Origin of the sequence: Streptomyces sp. NPDC058240, from assembly GCF_042882135.1 — a bacterium.
In the GTDB taxonomy this organism is placed as follows: domain Bacteria; phylum Actinomycetota; class Actinomycetes; order Streptomycetales; family Streptomycetaceae; genus Streptomyces.
In genome coordinates, this window is record NZ_JBHVWT010000020.1 from 100,746 (window position 1) to 117,851 (window position 17,106).

Here is a 17,106-nt window from a genome sequence, read left to right on the forward strand (position 1 = left end):
TTACTGGCCCTTCGGATCGAGTACGCCGTCGGCCATCGTGTAGCGCCGGTCGGCCCGGGCGGCGACCGCCGGGTCGTGGGTGACCAGGAGGACGGCGGTGCCCTGCGAGCGGGCCAGCTCCAGGAATTCCTGCAGGACGGTGGCCGCGTTGGCACTGTCCAGCGAGCCGGTCGGTTCGTCGGCGAAGACGACGGCCGGCCGGTGCACGAGCGCCCGTGCCACGGCCACGCGCTGGCTCTGGCCGCCGGACACCTGTGAGGGACGCCGCTCGCGCAACTCGGCCATGCCGAGGCGGTCGAGTACCTCGGCAGCCGCCTGGAGTGCCGGACGCTTGCGCTGTCCGGCGAGTCTGAGCGGCAGGGCGGTGTTCTCCTCGATGGTCAGCTCGGGGAGCAGTTCGCCGTACTGGAAGACGAAACCGAATCGCTCGCGGCGCAGCGTGCTGATGTCCTCGTCGTCGAGTTCGTCGTACGCGCGGCCCTCGAACCGCACCTGTCCGCGGACGGGCGGCAACACCCCCGCGAGGCAGTACAGGAGCGAGGACTTGCCGGATCCGCTGGCGCCGGTGATGGCCGCGATCTCGCCGCGGGCCAGGGACAGATGGACGTCCCGGACGGCGAGCGTGGGGCCGTAGGAGAGGTCGACTCCCTTGGCGCTGAGCACTTCTGACGTACTGATCGCTTCCCCCAAGAGGCGAAAGGCCCGGGGCGAAGCCCCGGGCCGGTGGTGTGCGGGTCGGCCGACTACCGCTTGTAGTGCTTGGTCACCGAGCAATTGTCCGGGTGGAACGAGCCGCGGTCACGACAGGCACGGATCCAGGCGTCGCTGGTGTACCGGGCAGCACCGTCGTACGTGTAGTAGTCCTTGTGGACGGTCTTCTTCTGCTTGCCGTTGTAGCGGTTCCAGCTGTAGCCCTCGACCTTGACCTGGACATAGACGTTGTGACCATCGCCCGCAGAGGTGTCCTGGAGATCGCCCTTCCAGTGGAAGGCTCCGTACTTGGCGCCGGGCGCCTCGAACTTGTAGTAGCCGTTCTTGAACTTGACACCGGAACTCGACAGGGTCGGGATCTTGTGCCACGAGGCGGCGGCTTGGACATTCCCATTCGCACTTGCGAAAGAGACTCCCGCGCCCGCGACAAATAGTCCGGTGGCGAGCACGCCGACGGCCAGCTTTCGATTCACTGTGTTCTCCCCGTTTACGATGATCCGTTCGCGTTGGATCGCGAACTCCGGCACACTAACACGGCAGATCTATGGGACAGTTGGATTTTTGACGAGCCGATGCGAGGCGGAGTTTCACTCTGTCGCTGCTCTGTGCGGGCTCGGCAATCATTGCGCGAACACCCCGCTTGACCCGTTCGAACCGTCTAGCGTGGGACACAGGAAGGTATGCAACTGCACAGCAATGCCAGGAATGATCCGAGGCCCCGCCACCCCGCCCCGTCCCACGGAGCGCTCCTGCCACCGGGCAGCGGCGCCGTCCGGCAGGAGGCAGCCGACAGTGCGCACGCATGACGCGCGAAGGCCGCGCCCGGCGAACAGCCGGGCGCGGCCTTCGTACGTGCAGGGTCTGGACCGAGGCATCCCGTCCGGACCGCCGCGACCCTCGACAACGCGGTGGTCCGGCGTGCGTGCCGGACCTAGGCCATGATCCGCCGGGCAGGCCCTAGCCGAGCGGGTGCATCCAGCCGTGGGTGTCCTCGGCGACGCCGCGCTGGATGTCCAGCAGGCGCTCGCGCAGCTTCATCGTGACCTGGCCGGGCGTGCCGTCGCCCTGGACCCACTCGCCGCCTTCGGACTTGACGGTGCCGACCGGGGTGATGACGGCGGCGGTGCCGCAGGCGAAGACCTCGGTGAGGGTGCCGTTCGCGGTGTCCTCGCGCCACTGGTCGATGGAGACGCGGCCCTCCTCGGACTCGAAGCCGAGGTCGCGGGCGACCTTGAGCAGCGAGTCACGGGTGACACCGGCGAGCAGGGAGCCGGTCAGAGCCGGGGTGACGATCTTGTTCCCGTACACGAAGTACAGGTTCATGCCGCCGAGCTCCTCGACCCACTTGTGCTCGACCGCGTCGAGGTAGGCAACCTGGTCGCAGCCCTTCTCGGCGGCCTCGGCCTGGGCGAGGAGGGACGCGGCGTAGTTGCCGCCGGTCTTGGCGTCGCCCATGCCGCCGGGGACGGCGCGCACCCGGTTCTCGGAGAGCCAGATCGAGACCGGCTTCACACCGCCGGGGAAGTACGCACCGGCCGGCGAGGCGATCACCAGGAACAGGTACTCGTTGGCGGGCCGCACACCGAGACCGACCTCGGTCGCGATCATGAACGGGCGCAGGTAGAGGGACTCCTCGCCGCCGTGCGCCGGAACCCAGGCCTCGTCCTGCTTGACGAGTGCGTCGCAGGCCGCGATGAACGTCTCGACGGGCAGCTCGGGCATGGCCAGCCGGCGGGCGGAGGCCTGGAAGCGCTTGGCGTTGGCCTCGGGGCGGAAGGTGGCGACCGAGCCGTCGGGCTGGCGGTACGCCTTGAGGCCCTCGAAGATCTCCTGCCCGTAGTGCAGGGTCATGTTGGCGGGATCGATCGAAAGCGGTGCGTACGGCACGAGCTGGGCGTCGTGCCAGCCGCGGCCCTCGGTCCACCTGATCGTCACCATGTGATCGGTGAAGCGGCGGCCGAATCCGGGATTGACCATGCTCGCCTCACGCTCCGCGTCGGACAGCGGGTTCGAGGAGGGCTTGAGCTCGATCGTGGGCGTCGTCATGAGTGCGTGTCCTTCACCGTTGTGTGTGTTGGACCGCGCTCACGCCACTCCTGTCAGACAGGTGCTAGGACGTCCGAGCTTTGTTGCGAGCCACGGCCCCGTTCGATTATCGCTCCCGGGTGGCCGTGCACGAAACGGCGTGTTTGCGGTCCAGTGGTCGATGGTGGCACCCGGGGCCGCACAGGTGAAGCCGCCGGGTGCGGCTGCTACCCGGCGGCTTCGAAACGGAGTCGTCGGGTCAGTTCGCTACGCGTACCGCGAGCGCGTCGCCGATCTGGTCGGTCGTGCGACTCGTCGCCCCTCCCCCAGAGCCCGAAAGGCCTGGGAGGTGCCCCCCTCGCTCCGCGAGATCGGCGGAGACGGCGTCCTCGATGCGCACGGCCTCGGCCTCGTAGCCGAGGTGGCGCAGCAGGAGGGCGACGGAGAGGATCGTGGCCGTCGGGTCGGCCTTGCCCTGGCCCGCGATGTCGGGGGCGGAGCCGTGGACCGGCTCGAACATCGACGGGAAGGTGCCCGTCGGGTTGATGTTGCCGGACGCGGCCAGGCCGATGCCGCCGGTCACGGCAGCGGCGAGGTCGGTGAGGATGTCGCCGAAGAGGTTGTCGGTGACGATGACGTCGAAGCGCTCCGGCTGGGTGACGAAGAAGATCGTCGCGGCGTCGACGTGCAGATAGTCGGTGGTGACCTCGGGGTACTCGGTCGCGACCTTGTCGAAGATGTTCTTCCACATGTGGCCGGCGTACACGAGGACGTTGTTCTTGTGCACCAGCGTCAGCTTCTTGCGCGGGCGGGCGGTCGCCCGCTCGAACGCGTCACGGACGACGCGCTCGACGCCGTACGCGGTGTTCACGCTGACCTCGGTGGCGACCTCGGCCGGCGTACCGGTGCGCAGCGAGCCGCCGTTGCCCGTGTACGGGCCCTCGGTGCCCTCCCGGACGACGACGAAGTCGATGTCCGGGCGGCCGGCCAGCGGGGTCGCGGTGTTCGGGAACAGCTTGGACGGCCGCAGGTTGATGAAGTGGTCGAAGGCGAACCGCAGCTTCAGCAGGAGCCCGCGCTCCAGGACGCCCGACGGCACGGAGGGGTCGCCGATCGCGCCGAGCAGGATGGCGTCGTGGCCCTTGAGGGCTTCGAGCTCCGCGTCCGGGAGGGTTTCACCGGTGCGGTGCCAGCGCCGGGCACCAAGGTCGTACTCCTTGGTCTCCAGCTTCACGTCCTGCGGGAGAACAGCGTTGAGGACCTTGAGGCCCTGGGCCACGACCTCCTGGCCGATACCGTCACCGGGGATCACTGCGAGATTGAGGCTGCGAGACATGTCCGCACCTTACTGCGCGTCCCACCCCATGACACGTAACGTCCACCATACGGACACATGGGGAGTTGTACGTGCACCGTTCACCTACTCGACGGTACGGAGTCAGGCAGCGGGTGGATGTTCTGGTCCATGGACATCCCCCGCTTCGGAATCCCCGAGAAGCTCGCCGACCGCATGAGCATGGCAGAGCAGCACGACTACCTGCGTGCCCGGCTGACCCGGCGCGGCGTGCTGCGTACGAGCGTGGCGACCGCGGCCGTCGCCGGCGCCGGTCTCGGCACCGGGCTCGCCACCTCGCCCGCCTACGCCGCCCCCACCGTGCTCGCCTCGCGCCGCACCTCCACCCAGGTGGACGGTTCGCTGGTGGCGCCGTTCGGCCGGCACCTGGCCTACGGCGCCGACCCGAGGACGCAGATGGCGGTCTCCTGGCAGGTCCCGTTCGCCGTGAAGCGGCCGTACATCCGGATCGGCCACAAGCCGTGGGCGCTGAGCCGCCGGATCGACGCCGAGGTGCGCCACCTGACCACCCCCGAGCTGAACGGCGGCAAGATCGCGGCCACGGAGCAGTTCTACGTGCACGCGAGCCTGGAGCGGCTGCAGCCCGGCACGACGTACTACTACGGCGTCGGCCACGACGGCTTCGACCCCGCCGACACCCGCAACCTGGGCACGCTCGGCACCTTCACCACCGCGCCCTCGCGCGCCGAGGCCTTCACCTTCACCGCCTTCGGCGACCAGGGCGTCAGCTACCACGCGCTCGGCAACGACCAGCTGATCCTGGGCCAGAACCCGGCGTTCCACCTGCACGCGGGCGACATCTGCTACGCCGACCCGTCCGGCTCCGGGCAGAGCACCGACACCTACGACGCCCGCACCTGGGACCAGTTCCTGGCGCAGACGGAGACCGTGTCGAAGACCGTGCCGTGGATGGTGACCACCGGAAACCACGACATGGAGGCCTGGTACTCCCCGGACGGCTACGGCGGCCAGAACGCCCGCTGGACGCTGCCCGGCAACGGCCCGGACCCGGTGAACCAGCCCGGCGCCTACTCGTTCGTGCACGGCAATGTGGGCGTCGTCGCCCTCGACGCCAATGACGTCTCGTACGAGATCCCGGCCAACTTCGGAATCAGCGACGGCCGCCAGACCCGGTGGCTGGACCGGCGCCTCGGCGAGCTGCGGGCCCGCCACGACATCGACTTCGTCGTGGTCTTCTTCCACCACTGCGCCTTCTCGACGACCAACGCGCACGCCTCCGACGGCGGGGTGCGCGAGGCATGGGTCCCGCTCTTCGAGAAGCACCAGGTGGACCTGGTCATCAACGGCCACAACCACGTCTACGAGCGCACCGACGCGATCCTGAAGAACGCCGTCCAACGCAAGGTGCCGATCGGCGAGCGGACCGACCCGACGCGGGACGGCATCGTGTACGTCACGGCGGGCGGCGCGGGCAAGGCACTGTACGACTTCCCGGCGCCGGACACCTACGAGGGGCACGTCCAGGATCTGGACAGCGTGGACACGTACCACGTGGTCAAGGGCGGCGGAAAGGCGACCGAGACCGTGGAGTGGTCCCGGGTGCGCTACACCGGCTTCTCGTTCCTGGCAGTGGAGGTGGAGCCCGGCCGGCACGCCCGGATGAAGGTCACCGCGCTCGCCGAGTCGGGCGAGCGCATCGACCACTTCGAGATCAGGCGGGGCTGAGGCGAACCGGTCTCAGTGACCGGTGGAACCGCCGTTGTCCCTGCGGTCGAGGGCGCGCTGCAGGGCGGCGGCGGCATTCCGGCGCTCCGACTCGGTCGGGCGGGGGGTGTGACGGACACGGCGGACAGTCGTCTGGACCATGATGGATCGACTCCTTGAGATCGCGAGGACTTCGAGATCGAACATCGTGAAGATGATTTCGAGATCGGGATTTCGAGGCGCCGGAGGGGCGGGGAGCGGGCGCCGCAGGGGTTGCCTGCACAAGGGCGCGCACTCACGACCGCCATTCGCTGGATCTAGCGTGACGTTCGGCTTCTACAAAGCTAGGGCAGCTCGGCCGGTCTGTCTCCACAATTACTCGGACGTCCTACTATCTGAGACGGAGGTTTGGGCCCGCCCGCCCGCGCCACCCGGACGAGAACCCGGATTTCCGGCGATCGTGCCTGCTCAGGGGCGGTGACACAGCCGACGGACCGCGCCCGGCGCCCCCTTCGCACACATGTCGCTCACATCACGTCCCCGTCCCGCCAGTCGAAGACCAGCGTCCCGGAGCCGGCGGGCAGCACCCGGCCGGCCGCGCCACGGACGTAGGTGCTGCCCTCCTCGTCCGGCAGCCGCTCCACCCCGCACCGCGCCTGTACGGCGATCCGCCCCGGCCACACCCGCCAGCCGCGCCCGGCGTACAGCGCCGCCCCGGCGGCCGACGCGGACAGGGCGCCGAACGCGTACGCCCCGTCGACGACCTCCTCCAGCGCGGTCATGATCCGCCCGCCGAGCCCTTCCCGACGCCGGTCCGCGCGGACCGCCACGGCCTCCACGTAGCCGATCCGGTACGAGCGGCCCAGATGGATGACCCGGCGCTGGATCACGCTGCCGTGCGCCAGCAGCCCGCTGCTGTCGCGCACGCACGCGTGAATGCCGCCGAGACCGTGGTCCCAGTCGTCGTCGCTGAAGTCGCCCTCGAAGGCGGTGTCCAGCAGCGTGCGGATCTCGTCGAGTGCGGCCGGGGCCAGCCGGCTGGTGTGTGCGGTACGCAGGATCGCCTCGGTCATACGCCCCAGCCTCTCAGAGGCTGTCGGGTGACCTCGGCCACCAGGTACTCAGTCGGCATATGAGTACCTGCCACGTGTCGAAAGGCTGTGCGTCGCAAGAGAGTTGGGCCCATGAACGGCCTCTACGCTCTCAAGCCCTGGTACGCGGACCGGCTCTCCGGTGTCCGCGCCTCGCTGGTCCGCCGTGCGGTGTCGCCCGACACCCTCACCGCGGCCGGTGTGGTCTCGGCGGCCGGTGCCGCCGCCGCGCTGGCCTGGCTGCCCACCGGCCTCGCCGCCCTGCCGGTCGCCCTGCTGCTCGCCGCCCGGCTCGCCTTCGCCAACCTGGACGGCGCGCTGGCCCGCGACATGGGCCGGACGACCAGGCGCGGCGCGGTGCTCAACGAACTCGGCGACCGGGTGGCGGATCTGGTCGTGCTGGCCGGTTTCCTGGCGCTCGCCCCGCTGTGGCTGGTGGCGGTGGCCGGGCTCGCGGCGACGCTGCCGTCCTGGGTGTCGCTGGCCGGCGCGGCGGCGGGCGCGCCCCGGCGCAACGGCGGCCCGGTCGGCAAGACCGAACGCTGCCTGCTGGTCGTGGTCGCGGCGGCGAGCGGCTGGGCCGTGCCCGTCCTGATCGTGATCGCGGCCGGTTCGCTGCTCACCGCGGCGCTCCGGCTGGCGGGCCTGTGGCGGGAACTGGCATGAGCGCCGTACTGATCGCCGAGGAGGCCGCGGCGCGGGCCGTGCCGCTGGTCGCAGGGGTGCTGGGGGCGGGCGGTGTCGCCGTCGCCGTACTGCCGTCGAAGGTCCGGATGCGGGCCGAGCTGCGCAAGCGGTGGCGTACCTGGGCGCTGGTGGCGCCGGTCTTCCTGGGGGCGTACTTCCTGGGCGGCGGCGGGACGTTCGCGCTGGCCGCGGGGCTCGGGGTGGTCGCGGCGGGCGAGTTCGCGCGGATGGCGGGGCTGCGCCGGGGTGACCTCGCGGTGCTCGTGGCGGCCTCGGTGGCGCTCCCCGCGCTGGCGTGGCTGGCGCCGCAGCTCCTCGACGTCCGGGCGGCGGCGCTGCTGCTGGTCGCGGCCGCGCTCGTGCCGGTGCTGGGCGGGGACGACCGGGCCGGCTTCACCCGCACCGCGCGTACCGCCTTCGGGCTGCTGTGGATCCCGGTCGCCCTGACCGGTCTGGTGACGCTCGGGGACACGGGTGTCGCGGTGGGGCTCGCGGTGGCGCTCGGCGATGTCGGCGCCTGGTGCGGCGGTACGGCCCTGGGCCGCCGGGGCCCGCTCGCCCGGCCGCTGTCGCCGCTCTCCCCCAACAAGACCTGGGCGGGGGTGCTCGGTGCGGCGGTGGCGACGGCCGCGGGGCTGCTCGTGCTCGGCGAGTTCGCGTTCCCGCTGTGGGCCGCGGTGCTCGGCGGCTGCGTCCTCGGCGACCTGATCGAATCGATGGTCAAGCGCGAGTCGGGGGTGAAGGACGCGGGCAGCTGGCTGCCCGGCTTCGGCGGCCTCCTCGACCGGATCGACTCCCTGCTGGTGGCCCTTCTCCTGGCGATGGTGATGACATGACCCCCACCCCTGCGCGCGTCCGCGAGCAGGTCGCGCTGCCCGTACGCTCCCGGTTCACCGCCGCGCTCCGGCGCGGTCTGTGGTGGGGCGTCCTCAGCCTCACCGGCGGGGTGGAACGGCGCGGCCGGCTGCCGCGCGGCGGCTGTGTCGTCGTCGCCAACCACTCCTCGCACGCGGACACTGCGGCGCTCCTCGCCACGCTCGACGCCCGGCACACCCCGGCGATCGGCGCGGCGGCCGACTACTGGTTCGCCTCGCCGTGGCGGCGCCGGATCTGCCGCAGGCTCGCGGCCGGCTTCCCGGTGCGGCGCAGTGGCGGCGGCATGGACGACCTGCTGTCCATGGCGGACGAGCTCCGCTCCGGCCGGGCGGTCGTGCTGTTCCCGGAGGGAACCCGGGGCAAGGACGGCGAGCTGGGCTCCTTTCATCGCGGCGCACTCGTCCTGGCCGAGCGGGCCGGGGTCCCGGTCGTGCCGGTCGGGATCGCGGGCACGGACCGGCTGCTGCCCAAGCACGGCCGGCTGCGCTCGGCACTGGTGCGCGTGTCGATCGGTGACCCGCTGCCGTCGACGACCGGTCCCCGGGAGGCCCGCGACGCGGTGGTCGCCCTGCACGCGCGCACGGTCGCCGAGCCGCTGAAGGACTCCGCGACGCGGCGCCGGGTGGCCGCGGTCGTGACCTCCCGCCGGGGTGTTCCGCTGGCGTTCTGCTGGGCGCTGGCGGAGGCGCTGAGCTGGCCGCTGATGCCCGAGCTGCTGCTGGCCGCGGTGTGTGTGGCGGTGCCGCGGGCGGCGCTGAGGATGTCGCTGGGCGCGCTCGCCGGCAGCCTGGCCGGTGGCCTGCTCGCCCTTCAGCTGGCCGCCGCGGGCGCGCACCTGCCCGCTCCGCTGACCACCGACCGGATGCGGGACGAGGTCCGGGCCGAGCTCGCCGTGGAGGGCGCGTCCGCGGTGCGGCACCAGCCGTGGAACGGCATTCCGTTCAAGGTGTACGGGGCCGAGGCGGGCCGCGCCGGTGTCCCCGCGCTCGACTGGCTCGCCGCGTCGGCGACGGCACGGGGTTCCCGGACGCTCACCGTGGGGCTCGGCTTCGCCGCCTTCGGGTTGCTGATGCGCCGCCACCGCCGCCAGTACGCCCGCTATCTGGCCCTGCTGGGCGGCGGGTTCACGGCGGGGCTCTCGCTGATCGTCGCGGGCTGGAGCTGACCGGACACCGACCGACGGGCGTACCGGTTCTGTCCGACGGCACCCTGGTCCGGACCAGTCCTCGCCCGCCACACTGCCGACATGTCCGACACCACAGCCGTACCCCCGCAGTGGACGCCCATCCATGGCGCGCCCTACCAGCCGGTCCCTTACCGTCCCGAACGGATCGCGGCCGAGGATTCGCTCGCACGTGCCGCCCGCCTGCGACAGCTGATGGCCGGGCGCAGAACCGTACGCCGGTTCTCGTCCGATCCCGTTCCCGAGCAGGTCGTGAAGGACGCGATCGCCTGTGCCGCGACCGCCCCGTCCGGCGCGCATCAGCAGCCGTGGACCTTCGTCCTGGTCAAGGACCCGGAGGTACGCCGGCGCATCCGTGAGGCGGCCGAGCGCGAGGAGCGGATCAGTTACGACGGCAGGCTCGGCGAGGAGTGGCTGGCGGCGCTGCGACCGCTGGGCACGGATGCGGTCAAGGCCCATATGACGGACGCCCCGGCCCTGGTCGTGGTCTTCCAGCAGCGGTACTGGGTGGGCGAGGACGGCACCAGGCACAAGCACTACTACGTCGACGAGTCGGTCGGGATCGCCGTCGGCATGCTGCTCTCGGCCCTGCACCTCTCGGGCCTGGCGGCGCTGATCCACACGCCGAGCCCGATGCGGTTCCTGCGCGAGGTGCTGGACCGCCCGGCGAACGAGAAGGCGTTCGCGGTGATTCCGGTCGGGTATCCGGCCGACGACTGCCAGGTGCCCGGCCTGGTGCGGAAGTCGCTGGATCAGGTGCTCAAGGAGATCTGACGCCCTCGGCGGGACGGCGGAACCGGCCCCGGAATGGAAACCGCCTCCCGGCCGGCAGGGGAACCGGGCGGGAGGCGGAATTCGTGGCGGGGCGCCGGGGTGGGGCGCCCCGAGGGGTGTCAGCCCTGGTGGGGGTAGGTGTAGTCGGTCGGCGGAACCAGCGTCTCCTTGATGGCCCGGGTCAGGGTCCAGCGCTGCAGGTTCTGCGGGGCGCCCGCCTTGTCGTTCGTACCGGAGGCACGGCCGCCACCGAAGGGCTGCTGGCCGACGACGGCACCGGTCGACTTGTCGTTGATGTAGAAGTTGCCCGCGGCGTACCGCAGCTTCTCCATCGTGTACGCGGCCGCGGCGCGGTCGTTCGCGATGACGGAGCCGGTCAGCGCGTAGTCGGAGACCGACTCCATCTGCTCCAGCATCTCGTCGTACTTGTCGTCCTCGTAGACGTGCACGGCGAGGATCGGGCCGAAGTACTCGGTCGTGAAGACCTCGTTGGCCGGGTCGCTGCACTCGATGACGGTCGGGCGGACGAAGTAGCCCACCGAGTCGTCGTACGTGCCGCCCGCGACGATCGTGCAGCTCGGGTCGGACGCGGCACGGTCGATCGCGGCCTTGTTCTTGGCGAACGAGCGGTCGTCGATGACGGCGCCGATGAAGTTCGACAGGTCGGTGACGTCACCCATGCTGATGGCGTCGACCTCGGCGGCGAACTTCTCCTTGAAACCGGAGTTCCAGATGGAGGCCGGGACGTAGGCACGGGAGGAGGCCGAGCACTTCTGGCCCTGGAACTCGAAGGAGCCACGGGTCAGCGCGGTCTTCAGAATGGCGTGGTCGGCCGAGGGGTGGGCGACGACGAAGTCCTTGCCGCCGGTCTCGCCGACGAGCCGCGGGTAGGTGCGGTAGTTGGCGATGTTGTTGCCGACCGTCTTCCACAGGTGCTGGAAGGTGGGGGTCGAGCCGGTGAAGTGGATGCCGGCCAGGTCGCGGTGGTTCAGGGCCACCTCGGAGACGGCGATGCCGTCACCGGTCACCAGGTTGATGACGCCCTTGGGCAGACCGGCCTCTTCCAGGAGCTGCATCAGCAGCACGGCGGCGTGGGTCTGCGTCGGGGACGGCTTCCACACCACGACGTTGCCCATGAGGGCGGGGGCGGTGGGCAGGTTGCCCGCGATGGCCGTGAAGTTGAACGGCGTGATCGCGTAGACGAAGCCCTCCAGCGGGCGGTGGTCCATACGGTTCCACACGCCCGGCGAGTTGGCCGGGGGCTGCTCGGCGAGGATCTGGCGCGCGTAGTGCACGTTGAAGCGCCAGAAGTCGACGAGCTCGCAGGGGGTGTCGATCTCGGCCTGCTGCGCGGTCTTGGACTGGCCGAGCATCGTGGACGCGGCCAGCGTTTCGCGCCACGGGCCGGACAGCAGCTCGGCGGCGCGCAGGATGATCGCGGCGCGGTCGTCGAAGGACATCGCGCGCCAGGCCGGGGCGGCGGCGAGCGCGGCGTCGATCGCGTCCTGCGCGTCCTTCTGCGTGGCACCCGCGAACGTACCGATGACGGCCTTGTGGTTGTGCGGCTGCACGACGTCGAAGCGCTCGCCGCCGCCCATCCGCTTCTCGCCACCGATGGTCATCGGAAGCTCGATCGGGTTCTCGGCGAGCTCCTTGAGCTTCACCTCCAGGCGGGCACGCTCCGGGGAGCCCGGGGCGTAGGAGTGGACCGGCTCGTTGACCGGCGCGGGGACCTGGGTCACAGCGTCCATGGGTTCCGTTGCTCCTTGGATAGAGAGGTGGAGGGGGCTCAGCCCTTGGTGAGGATGGAGCGGCCGAAGAACAGCAGGTTCGCCGGCTTCTCCGCGAGGCGGCGCATGAAGTAGCCGTACCAGTCGGTTCCGTACGCCGTGTAGACGCGCATCCGGTGGCCCTCGGCCGCGAGCCGGAGGTGCTCGTCGCTGCGGATGCCGTAGAGCATCTGGAATTCGTACTCGTCCAGTTTGCGCCCGGCCTTGCGGCCCAGCTCCTGGGCGATGGCGATCAGGCGGGGGTCGTGGGACCCGATCATCGGGTAGCCCGCGCCCTCCATGAGGATCCGCAGGATGCGGACGTACGCCTTGTCGATCTCGGCCTTGTCCTGGTACGCGACGGAGGCGGGCTCCTTGTAGGCGCCCTTCACGATGCGGACGCGGCTGCCGGCGGCGGCCAGGCGGCGGGCGTCGTCCTCGGTGCGGAACAGGTAGGCCTGGATCACACAGCCGGTCTGCGGGTGGTCCTTCCGCAGCTCCTCGTGGATGGCGAACATCGAGTCGAGGGTGGTGTGGTCCTCGGCGTCCAGCGTGACCGTGGTACCGATCTCGGCGGCGGCCTCGACGACCGGGCGGACATTGGCGAGCGCCAGCTCGTGGCCGCCGTCCAGCGCTTGGCCGAACATGGAGAGCTTGACGGACATCTCGGCCTTGGTGCCCAGGCCCAGGTCCTTGAGGCGGCCGATCAGTTCGAGGTAGGCGTCGCGGGCGTCGGAGGCCTGCTCGGGGGTGGTGATGTCCTCGCCCACCACGTCGAGGGTGACTTCGAGGCCCTTGTCGGCGGCGTCCTCGATGATCGGGACGACCTGGTCGACGGTCTCACCGGCGATGAACCGGTCGACGACCTGCTTGGTGCCAGGTGCGGCCGAGATGAAACGGCGCATCTTGTCGCTGCGGGACGCGGCGAGAATCACGGGACCCAGCACGGGGCACCTCCACGGAAAGTACGAACGAAGGCCATACCGGAAATCGGGGAACAGACCGGTACAGCACGGAGAACCACCGTGAAATCTAAGGATCTCTCCGATCCTGTGCCATCGACAGCTGTCACGCATCCGTTCCCCGGTTCTCAGACATATGTCTGAAGGGGTGCGAGAATGGCCGGGTGAAGGGCGATTACCAGGAGCTGGTCGACGAGATCTCCGGGCTGCTCGGCGCCCCCGCGACGCTGGAGAACCGGGACTTCGGCCTGGTCGCCTTCGGCGCCCATGACAGCGACGACGACACCGCGATGGACCCGGTCCGCACCCGCTCGATCCTGACCCGCCGCTCCACACCCGCCGTCCGCGCCTGGTTCGAGGGCTTCGGCATCACCCGCGCCACCGGCCCGGTCCGCATTCCGGCGGCCCCGGAGGCCGGGGTCTTCCGGGGCCGGATCTGTCTGCCGGTACGCCATCGAGGGGCCGTGCTGGGTTACGTCTGGCTGCTCGACGCGGACCCCGGGCCGACCGACGCACAGCTGAAGGCGGCGATGGAGGTGGCGGCCCGGATCGGGGCGCTGCTCTCCGAGGAGGCGCGGGCGGGCACCGACCTGTCCCGGGAGTTCGGTACGGTCCTGACTGCCGGGCGGGGCTGGCAGCGCGACATGGCGGTGGCCGCACTGGACGAGGCGCTGGGGCCGGACGCGAAGGGGCTGCACACGCTGGTGTGCGTGGCCCCGTGGCCGGACGATCCGCCGTCGGTCCGTACGGTGCCGTCGACGGCGGCGCTCGCCCCGGTCCCCGTGACCGGGGGGCTTCCCTCCCTGGCCGCGCTGGTCCGGCTGCGCTCCACCGACGTGCTCGACCCGGCGCTCCTGGCCGCGGACCGGCTGCGTGCCACCGCGGGCCGGGACACCACTGCCGGGATCGCGGCGCCCCGCCGGGGACTGGCGGACCTGGCCGCGGCCTGGCACGAGGCGGTGGCCGCCGCCCGCGCGGCGACGGCCGAGTCACGGTTCGGCCCGGTCGTCGAGTGGTCGGCGATCGGGCCGTACCGGCTGCTGACCGCGCTCCCCGCGGAGGCTTCCGCCGACCCCGTGGTCCGTACCCTGCTCACCCCGCCGCACAGGGATCTGGCCCGCACCGCCGAGGTGTTCCTCGACTGCGCGGGCCAGGCGTCCCGGACGGCCGCCGCACTCGGCGTCCACCGCCAGACGCTCTACTACCGGCTCTCCCGGATCCAGCAGCTCACCGGCCTCGATCTGAACGACGGCGAGGACCGGCTGCTGCTGCACATGGCACTCAAAGGCGCACGGCTCGGGGGCTAGGGCCTCTCGTTTGGATCATGCCGGGCTCGCGGGGTCCGGCATGATCCAAACGAAAGACCCTAGGGCCTGTCCGCCCGGCCCTCCAGCATCACTTTCAGACCGTCCGTCAAGTCCTGTGCGGACGGGGCGGATTCGCTGTCCATCATCCACTGGACCATCACGCCCGCGAGCAGCGCCTGACAGAACAGCCCGGCCACCCGCGCCTTCTCCGGGTCCTTCTCCGGGTCGATGCCGAGCATGTTCTCGGCAAGCCCGTCGCGCCCTTCGCGCTGCGGGCCCATCAGGGCCTTCCGCAGCTCCGGGTCCTTGTCGATCCGGGAGACGACCTCCATCTGGAGCTGCCAGACGGACCGGGTCTCCGGGTAACTGTCGATCACCCGCTGCCAGGTGTCACGGAACTGGTCGAGCGGCGACCGGGGCTCTTCGCCGGCGTCCGCGCCCTCGTCCGGCTTCTCGGTGAGCACATCGCCCCACTCCTCCGTCACCTTGAGGAAGGCGAGGTTGAGCAGGGCCTCCTTGGAGCCGTAGTGGTAGCCGATGGAGGCGAGGTTCGTACCGGAGGCGGCCACGATGTCGCGTGCCGTCGTCCGGGCGTATCCCTTCTCCAGCAGGCAGCGCTTGGCGCCTTCGAGCAGATCCTCACGGTGTCCCATGACAGCAGCGTACCCGGCATGCAGACGCCTGTGTAAGACGCGCGTCTAGATGCCGGGTACGTGGAAACGCCGCGACCGTCAGTCGGTCAGGTTCACCGTGCGGGCCGAGGCGGCACCGATCTCCGAGGAGATCTCGGCGAGCACCGAGGCCGGGACGTCGTCGTCGACGGTGAGCACGACCAGCGCCTCGCCGCCCGCGTCCGTCCGCGAGACCTGCATGCCCGCGATGTTCAGACCCGCCTCGCCGAGGATCCGGCCGACCGTGCCGACGACACCGGGACGGTCGTCGTAACGCAGCACCACCATGTGGTCGGCCAGCGCCAGGTCCACGTCGTACTCGCCGACGGCGACGATCTTCTGGAGGTGCTTGGGCCCGGCCAGCGTGCCGGAGACCGAGACCTCCTCACCGCCCGAGAGCGTGCCGCGGACGGTGACCACATTGCGGTGGTCCGGCGACTCGGAGCTGGTGGTGAGGCGGACCTCGACACCGCGCTCCTGCGCGAAGAGCGGGGCGTTGACGTAGGACACCGTCTCGTCGACGACGTCCTCGAAGACGCCCTTGAGCGCGGAGAGTTCGAGCACCTTGACGTCGTGCTGGGTGATCTCGCCGTACACCTCGACATCGAGGCGGACCGCGACCTCGCCCGCGAGCGCGGTGAAGATCCGGCCGAGCTTCTCGGCGAGCGGCAGACCCGGGCGCACGTCCTCGGCGATCACGCCGCCCTGGACGTTGACCGCGTCCGGCACGAGCTCACCGGCGAGGGCCAGACGCACGGACTTGGCGACCGCGATGCCCGCCTTCTCCTGGGCCTCGTCGGTGGAGGCGCCGAGGTGCGGGGTGCAGACGACCTGGTCGAACTCGAAGAGCGGGGAGTCCGTGCAGGGCTCCTTCGCGTACACGTCGAGGCCGGCGCCGGCGACGCGGCCCTCCTTGAGGGCGGAGGCGAGCGCCGCCTCGTCGACGATGCCGCCGCGCGCGGCGTTGACGATGCGGACCGAGGGCTTCACCTTGTGCAGCGCCTCGTCGCCGATCAGGCCGAGCGTCTCGGGGGTCTTGGGCAGGTGCACGGTGATGAAGTCGGCGACCTCCAGCAGCTCGTCCAGCGTGAGGAGCTTGACGCCCATCTGCGCGGCACGCGCGGGCTGCACATAGGGGTCGTACGCGACGATCTTCATGCCGAAGGCGGACATGCGCTGCGCGACCAGGACGCCGATGCGGCCGAGGCCGACGACACCGAGGGTCTTCTCGCTGAGCTCGACGCCGGTGTACTTGGAGCGCTTCCACTCGCCGTTCTTGAGGGCGGTGTTGGCCTGCGGGATGTTGCGCGCGGTGGCGACCAGCAGACCGCAGGCCAGCTCGGCGGCGGTGACGATGTTGGAGGTCGGCGCGTTGACGACCATCACGCCGGCCTTGGTGGCGGCGGAGACGTCGACGTTGTCCAGACCGACGCCCGCGCGGGCGACGACCTTCAGCTTCTTCGCGACGGCGATGGCCTCGGCGTCGACCTTGGTGGCGGAGCGCACCAGGATGGCATCGACGTCGGCGATCGCAGGGAGGAGCTCGGCGCGGTCCGCGCCGTTGCATTGCCGGATGTCGAAATCCGGGCCCAGCGCGTCCACCGTGGCGGGCGACAGCTCTTCAGCGATGAGTACGACAGGTTTCGAGCTCACGTGAGTCCTCACAGGTCCAGTGCGGACGGCCGTCCCGACGGCCGCAGGCGGTGGAGGGGCTTGCCGCGTGGAAGACGCACGACACTGTGGGCCTGACGCGTGTATGTGTGGAGAAGTGTAGTCATGCGCCAGGACGCATACTGCGCCCCGTTGGAAGGATCACCCACACGGGGGTGGACGACTTGTACACACGTACGACGCCGCCTCTTCCAGCGGTGAAGCGGGGAAACACCCCGGGGGCGGGTCCGTGGACCCGCCCCCGGGGCGTCGGTGTTACGCGTCCTCGTCGTTGACCCAGCTCATGAGCTTGCGCAGCTCGCGGCCGGTGGTCTCCAGGAGGTGGTCGCTGTCGGCCTTCTTGTACTCGTTGTACTTGGG

The 17,106-nt window shown here is 70.6% G+C and carries 16 protein-coding genes and 1 pseudogene; 6 read left to right on the forward strand and 11 right to left on the reverse strand.

The window, feature by feature from the left end:
* From ACFVX4_RS26965 to ACFVX4_RS26980, 4 genes are all read right to left on the reverse strand, one after another.
* Positions 1 to 663: an ABC transporter ATP-binding protein gene (locus tag ACFVX4_RS26965; RefSeq protein WP_266426956.1), complete on the reverse strand. Its 663-nt coding sequence runs from the start codon at positions 661 to 663 to the stop codon at positions 1 to 3.
* A gap of 80 nt (positions 664 to 743) precedes the next feature.
* Positions 744 to 1,184 carry a hypothetical protein gene (locus tag ACFVX4_RS26970; RefSeq protein WP_124716211.1) on the reverse strand — a complete coding sequence of 147 codons (441 nt, stop codon included), beginning with the start codon at positions 1,182 to 1,184 and terminating at the stop codon, positions 744 to 746.
* A 484-nt stretch (positions 1,185 to 1,668) separates the two neighbouring features.
* The gene (locus ACFVX4_RS26975; protein ID WP_389981626.1) at positions 1,669 to 2,757 is read right to left on the reverse strand and encodes a branched-chain amino acid aminotransferase; all 1,089 of its coding nucleotides are present in this window, start codon (positions 2,755 to 2,757) and stop codon (positions 1,669 to 1,671) included.
* A 238-nt stretch (positions 2,758 to 2,995) separates the two neighbouring features.
* The gene (locus ACFVX4_RS26980) at positions 2,996 to 4,072 is read right to left on the reverse strand and encodes a 3-isopropylmalate dehydrogenase (RefSeq protein WP_389981628.1); all 1,077 of its coding nucleotides are present in this window, start codon (positions 4,070 to 4,072) and stop codon (positions 2,996 to 2,998) included.
* Between the two features lie 129 nt (positions 4,073 to 4,201).
* Here ACFVX4_RS26980 and ACFVX4_RS26985 point away from each other — a divergent pair, with 129 nt between their 5' ends.
* A complete protein-coding gene (locus tag ACFVX4_RS26985; protein WP_389981630.1) occupies positions 4,202 to 5,776 on the forward strand; it encodes a purple acid phosphatase family protein in 1,575 nt (524 codons plus the stop codon).
* A 12-nt stretch (positions 5,777 to 5,788) separates the two neighbouring features.
* Here the strand turns inward: ACFVX4_RS26985 and ACFVX4_RS26990 are convergent, their stop codons facing one another.
* Together ACFVX4_RS26990 and ACFVX4_RS26995 are read right to left on the reverse strand one after the other, a co-directional pair.
* The gene (locus tag ACFVX4_RS26990) at positions 5,789 to 5,917 is read right to left on the reverse strand and encodes a hypothetical protein (RefSeq protein ID WP_266426945.1); all 129 of its coding nucleotides are present in this window, start codon (positions 5,915 to 5,917) and stop codon (positions 5,789 to 5,791) included.
* 365 nt (positions 5,918 to 6,282) lie between these two features.
* Positions 6,283 to 6,828 (reverse strand): GNAT family N-acetyltransferase, encoded by a 546-nt coding sequence (locus ACFVX4_RS26995; protein ID WP_389981632.1) that lies wholly within the window; start codon positions 6,826 to 6,828, stop codon positions 6,283 to 6,285.
* A gap of 111 nt (positions 6,829 to 6,939) precedes the next feature.
* On the opposite strand from ACFVX4_RS26995, the gene ACFVX4_RS27000 reads away from it, so the two are divergent.
* From ACFVX4_RS27000 to ACFVX4_RS27015, 4 genes are all read left to right on the forward strand, one after another.
* Positions 6,940 to 7,512 carry a CDP-alcohol phosphatidyltransferase family protein gene (locus tag ACFVX4_RS27000; protein WP_389981634.1) on the forward strand — a complete coding sequence of 191 codons (573 nt, stop codon included), beginning with the start codon at positions 6,940 to 6,942 and terminating at the stop codon, positions 7,510 to 7,512.
* Positions 7,509 to 8,369 (forward strand): phosphatidate cytidylyltransferase, encoded by an 861-nt coding sequence (locus ACFVX4_RS27005; protein WP_389981636.1) that lies wholly within the window; start codon positions 7,509 to 7,511, stop codon positions 8,367 to 8,369. The genes ACFVX4_RS27000 and ACFVX4_RS27005 overlap by 4 nt, the downstream gene beginning before the upstream one ends.
* Complete coding sequence (locus ACFVX4_RS27010) at positions 8,366 to 9,574, forward strand: lysophospholipid acyltransferase family protein (protein ID WP_389981638.1); 1,209 nt, start codon at positions 8,366 to 8,368, stop codon at positions 9,572 to 9,574. Before ACFVX4_RS27005 ends, ACFVX4_RS27010 begins: the two co-directional genes overlap by 4 nt.
* An 81-nt stretch (positions 9,575 to 9,655) precedes the next feature.
* Positions 9,656 to 10,366 carry a nitroreductase family protein gene (locus ACFVX4_RS27015; RefSeq protein ID WP_389981640.1) on the forward strand — a complete coding sequence of 237 codons (711 nt, stop codon included), beginning with the start codon at positions 9,656 to 9,658 and terminating at the stop codon, positions 10,364 to 10,366.
* A 119-nt stretch (positions 10,367 to 10,485) separates the two neighbouring features.
* Here the strand turns inward: ACFVX4_RS27015 and pruA are convergent, their stop codons facing one another.
* Both pruA and ACFVX4_RS27025 read right to left on the reverse strand, forming a co-directional pair.
* Positions 10,486 to 12,117, reverse strand: a complete 1,632-nt coding sequence (pruA, locus tag ACFVX4_RS27020; RefSeq protein WP_389981642.1) for an L-glutamate gamma-semialdehyde dehydrogenase — start codon at positions 12,115 to 12,117, stop codon at positions 10,486 to 10,488.
* A 38-nt stretch (positions 12,118 to 12,155) separates the two neighbouring features.
* A complete protein-coding gene (locus ACFVX4_RS27025) occupies positions 12,156 to 13,082 on the reverse strand; it encodes a proline dehydrogenase family protein (protein ID WP_389981644.1) in 927 nt (308 codons plus the stop codon).
* A gap of 179 nt (positions 13,083 to 13,261) precedes the next feature.
* Here ACFVX4_RS27025 and ACFVX4_RS27030 point away from each other — a divergent pair, with 179 nt between their 5' ends.
* Positions 13,262 to 14,404 (forward strand): PucR family transcriptional regulator, encoded by a 1,143-nt coding sequence (locus tag ACFVX4_RS27030; RefSeq protein ID WP_389981646.1) that lies wholly within the window; start codon positions 13,262 to 13,264, stop codon positions 14,402 to 14,404.
* A 59-nt stretch (positions 14,405 to 14,463) separates the two neighbouring features.
* Here the strand turns inward: ACFVX4_RS27030 and ACFVX4_RS27035 are convergent, their stop codons facing one another.
* The 3 genes and pseudogenes from ACFVX4_RS27035 to ACFVX4_RS27045 all read right to left on the reverse strand — a co-directional run.
* Entirely contained in the window at positions 14,464 to 15,057 is a 594-nt protein-coding gene (locus ACFVX4_RS27035; RefSeq protein ID WP_389981648.1) for a TetR/AcrR family transcriptional regulator, read from the reverse strand.
* Positions 15,058 to 15,135: 78 nt separating this feature from the next.
* Positions 15,136 to 16,728 (reverse strand): phosphoglycerate dehydrogenase, encoded by a 1,593-nt coding sequence (gene serA / locus ACFVX4_RS27040; protein ID WP_389981649.1) that lies wholly within the window; start codon positions 16,726 to 16,728, stop codon positions 15,136 to 15,138.
* 273 nt (positions 16,729 to 17,001) lie between these two features.
* Positions 17,002 to 17,106: pseudogene (locus tag ACFVX4_RS27045) on the reverse strand (ketol-acid reductoisomerase); the annotation flags it as partial.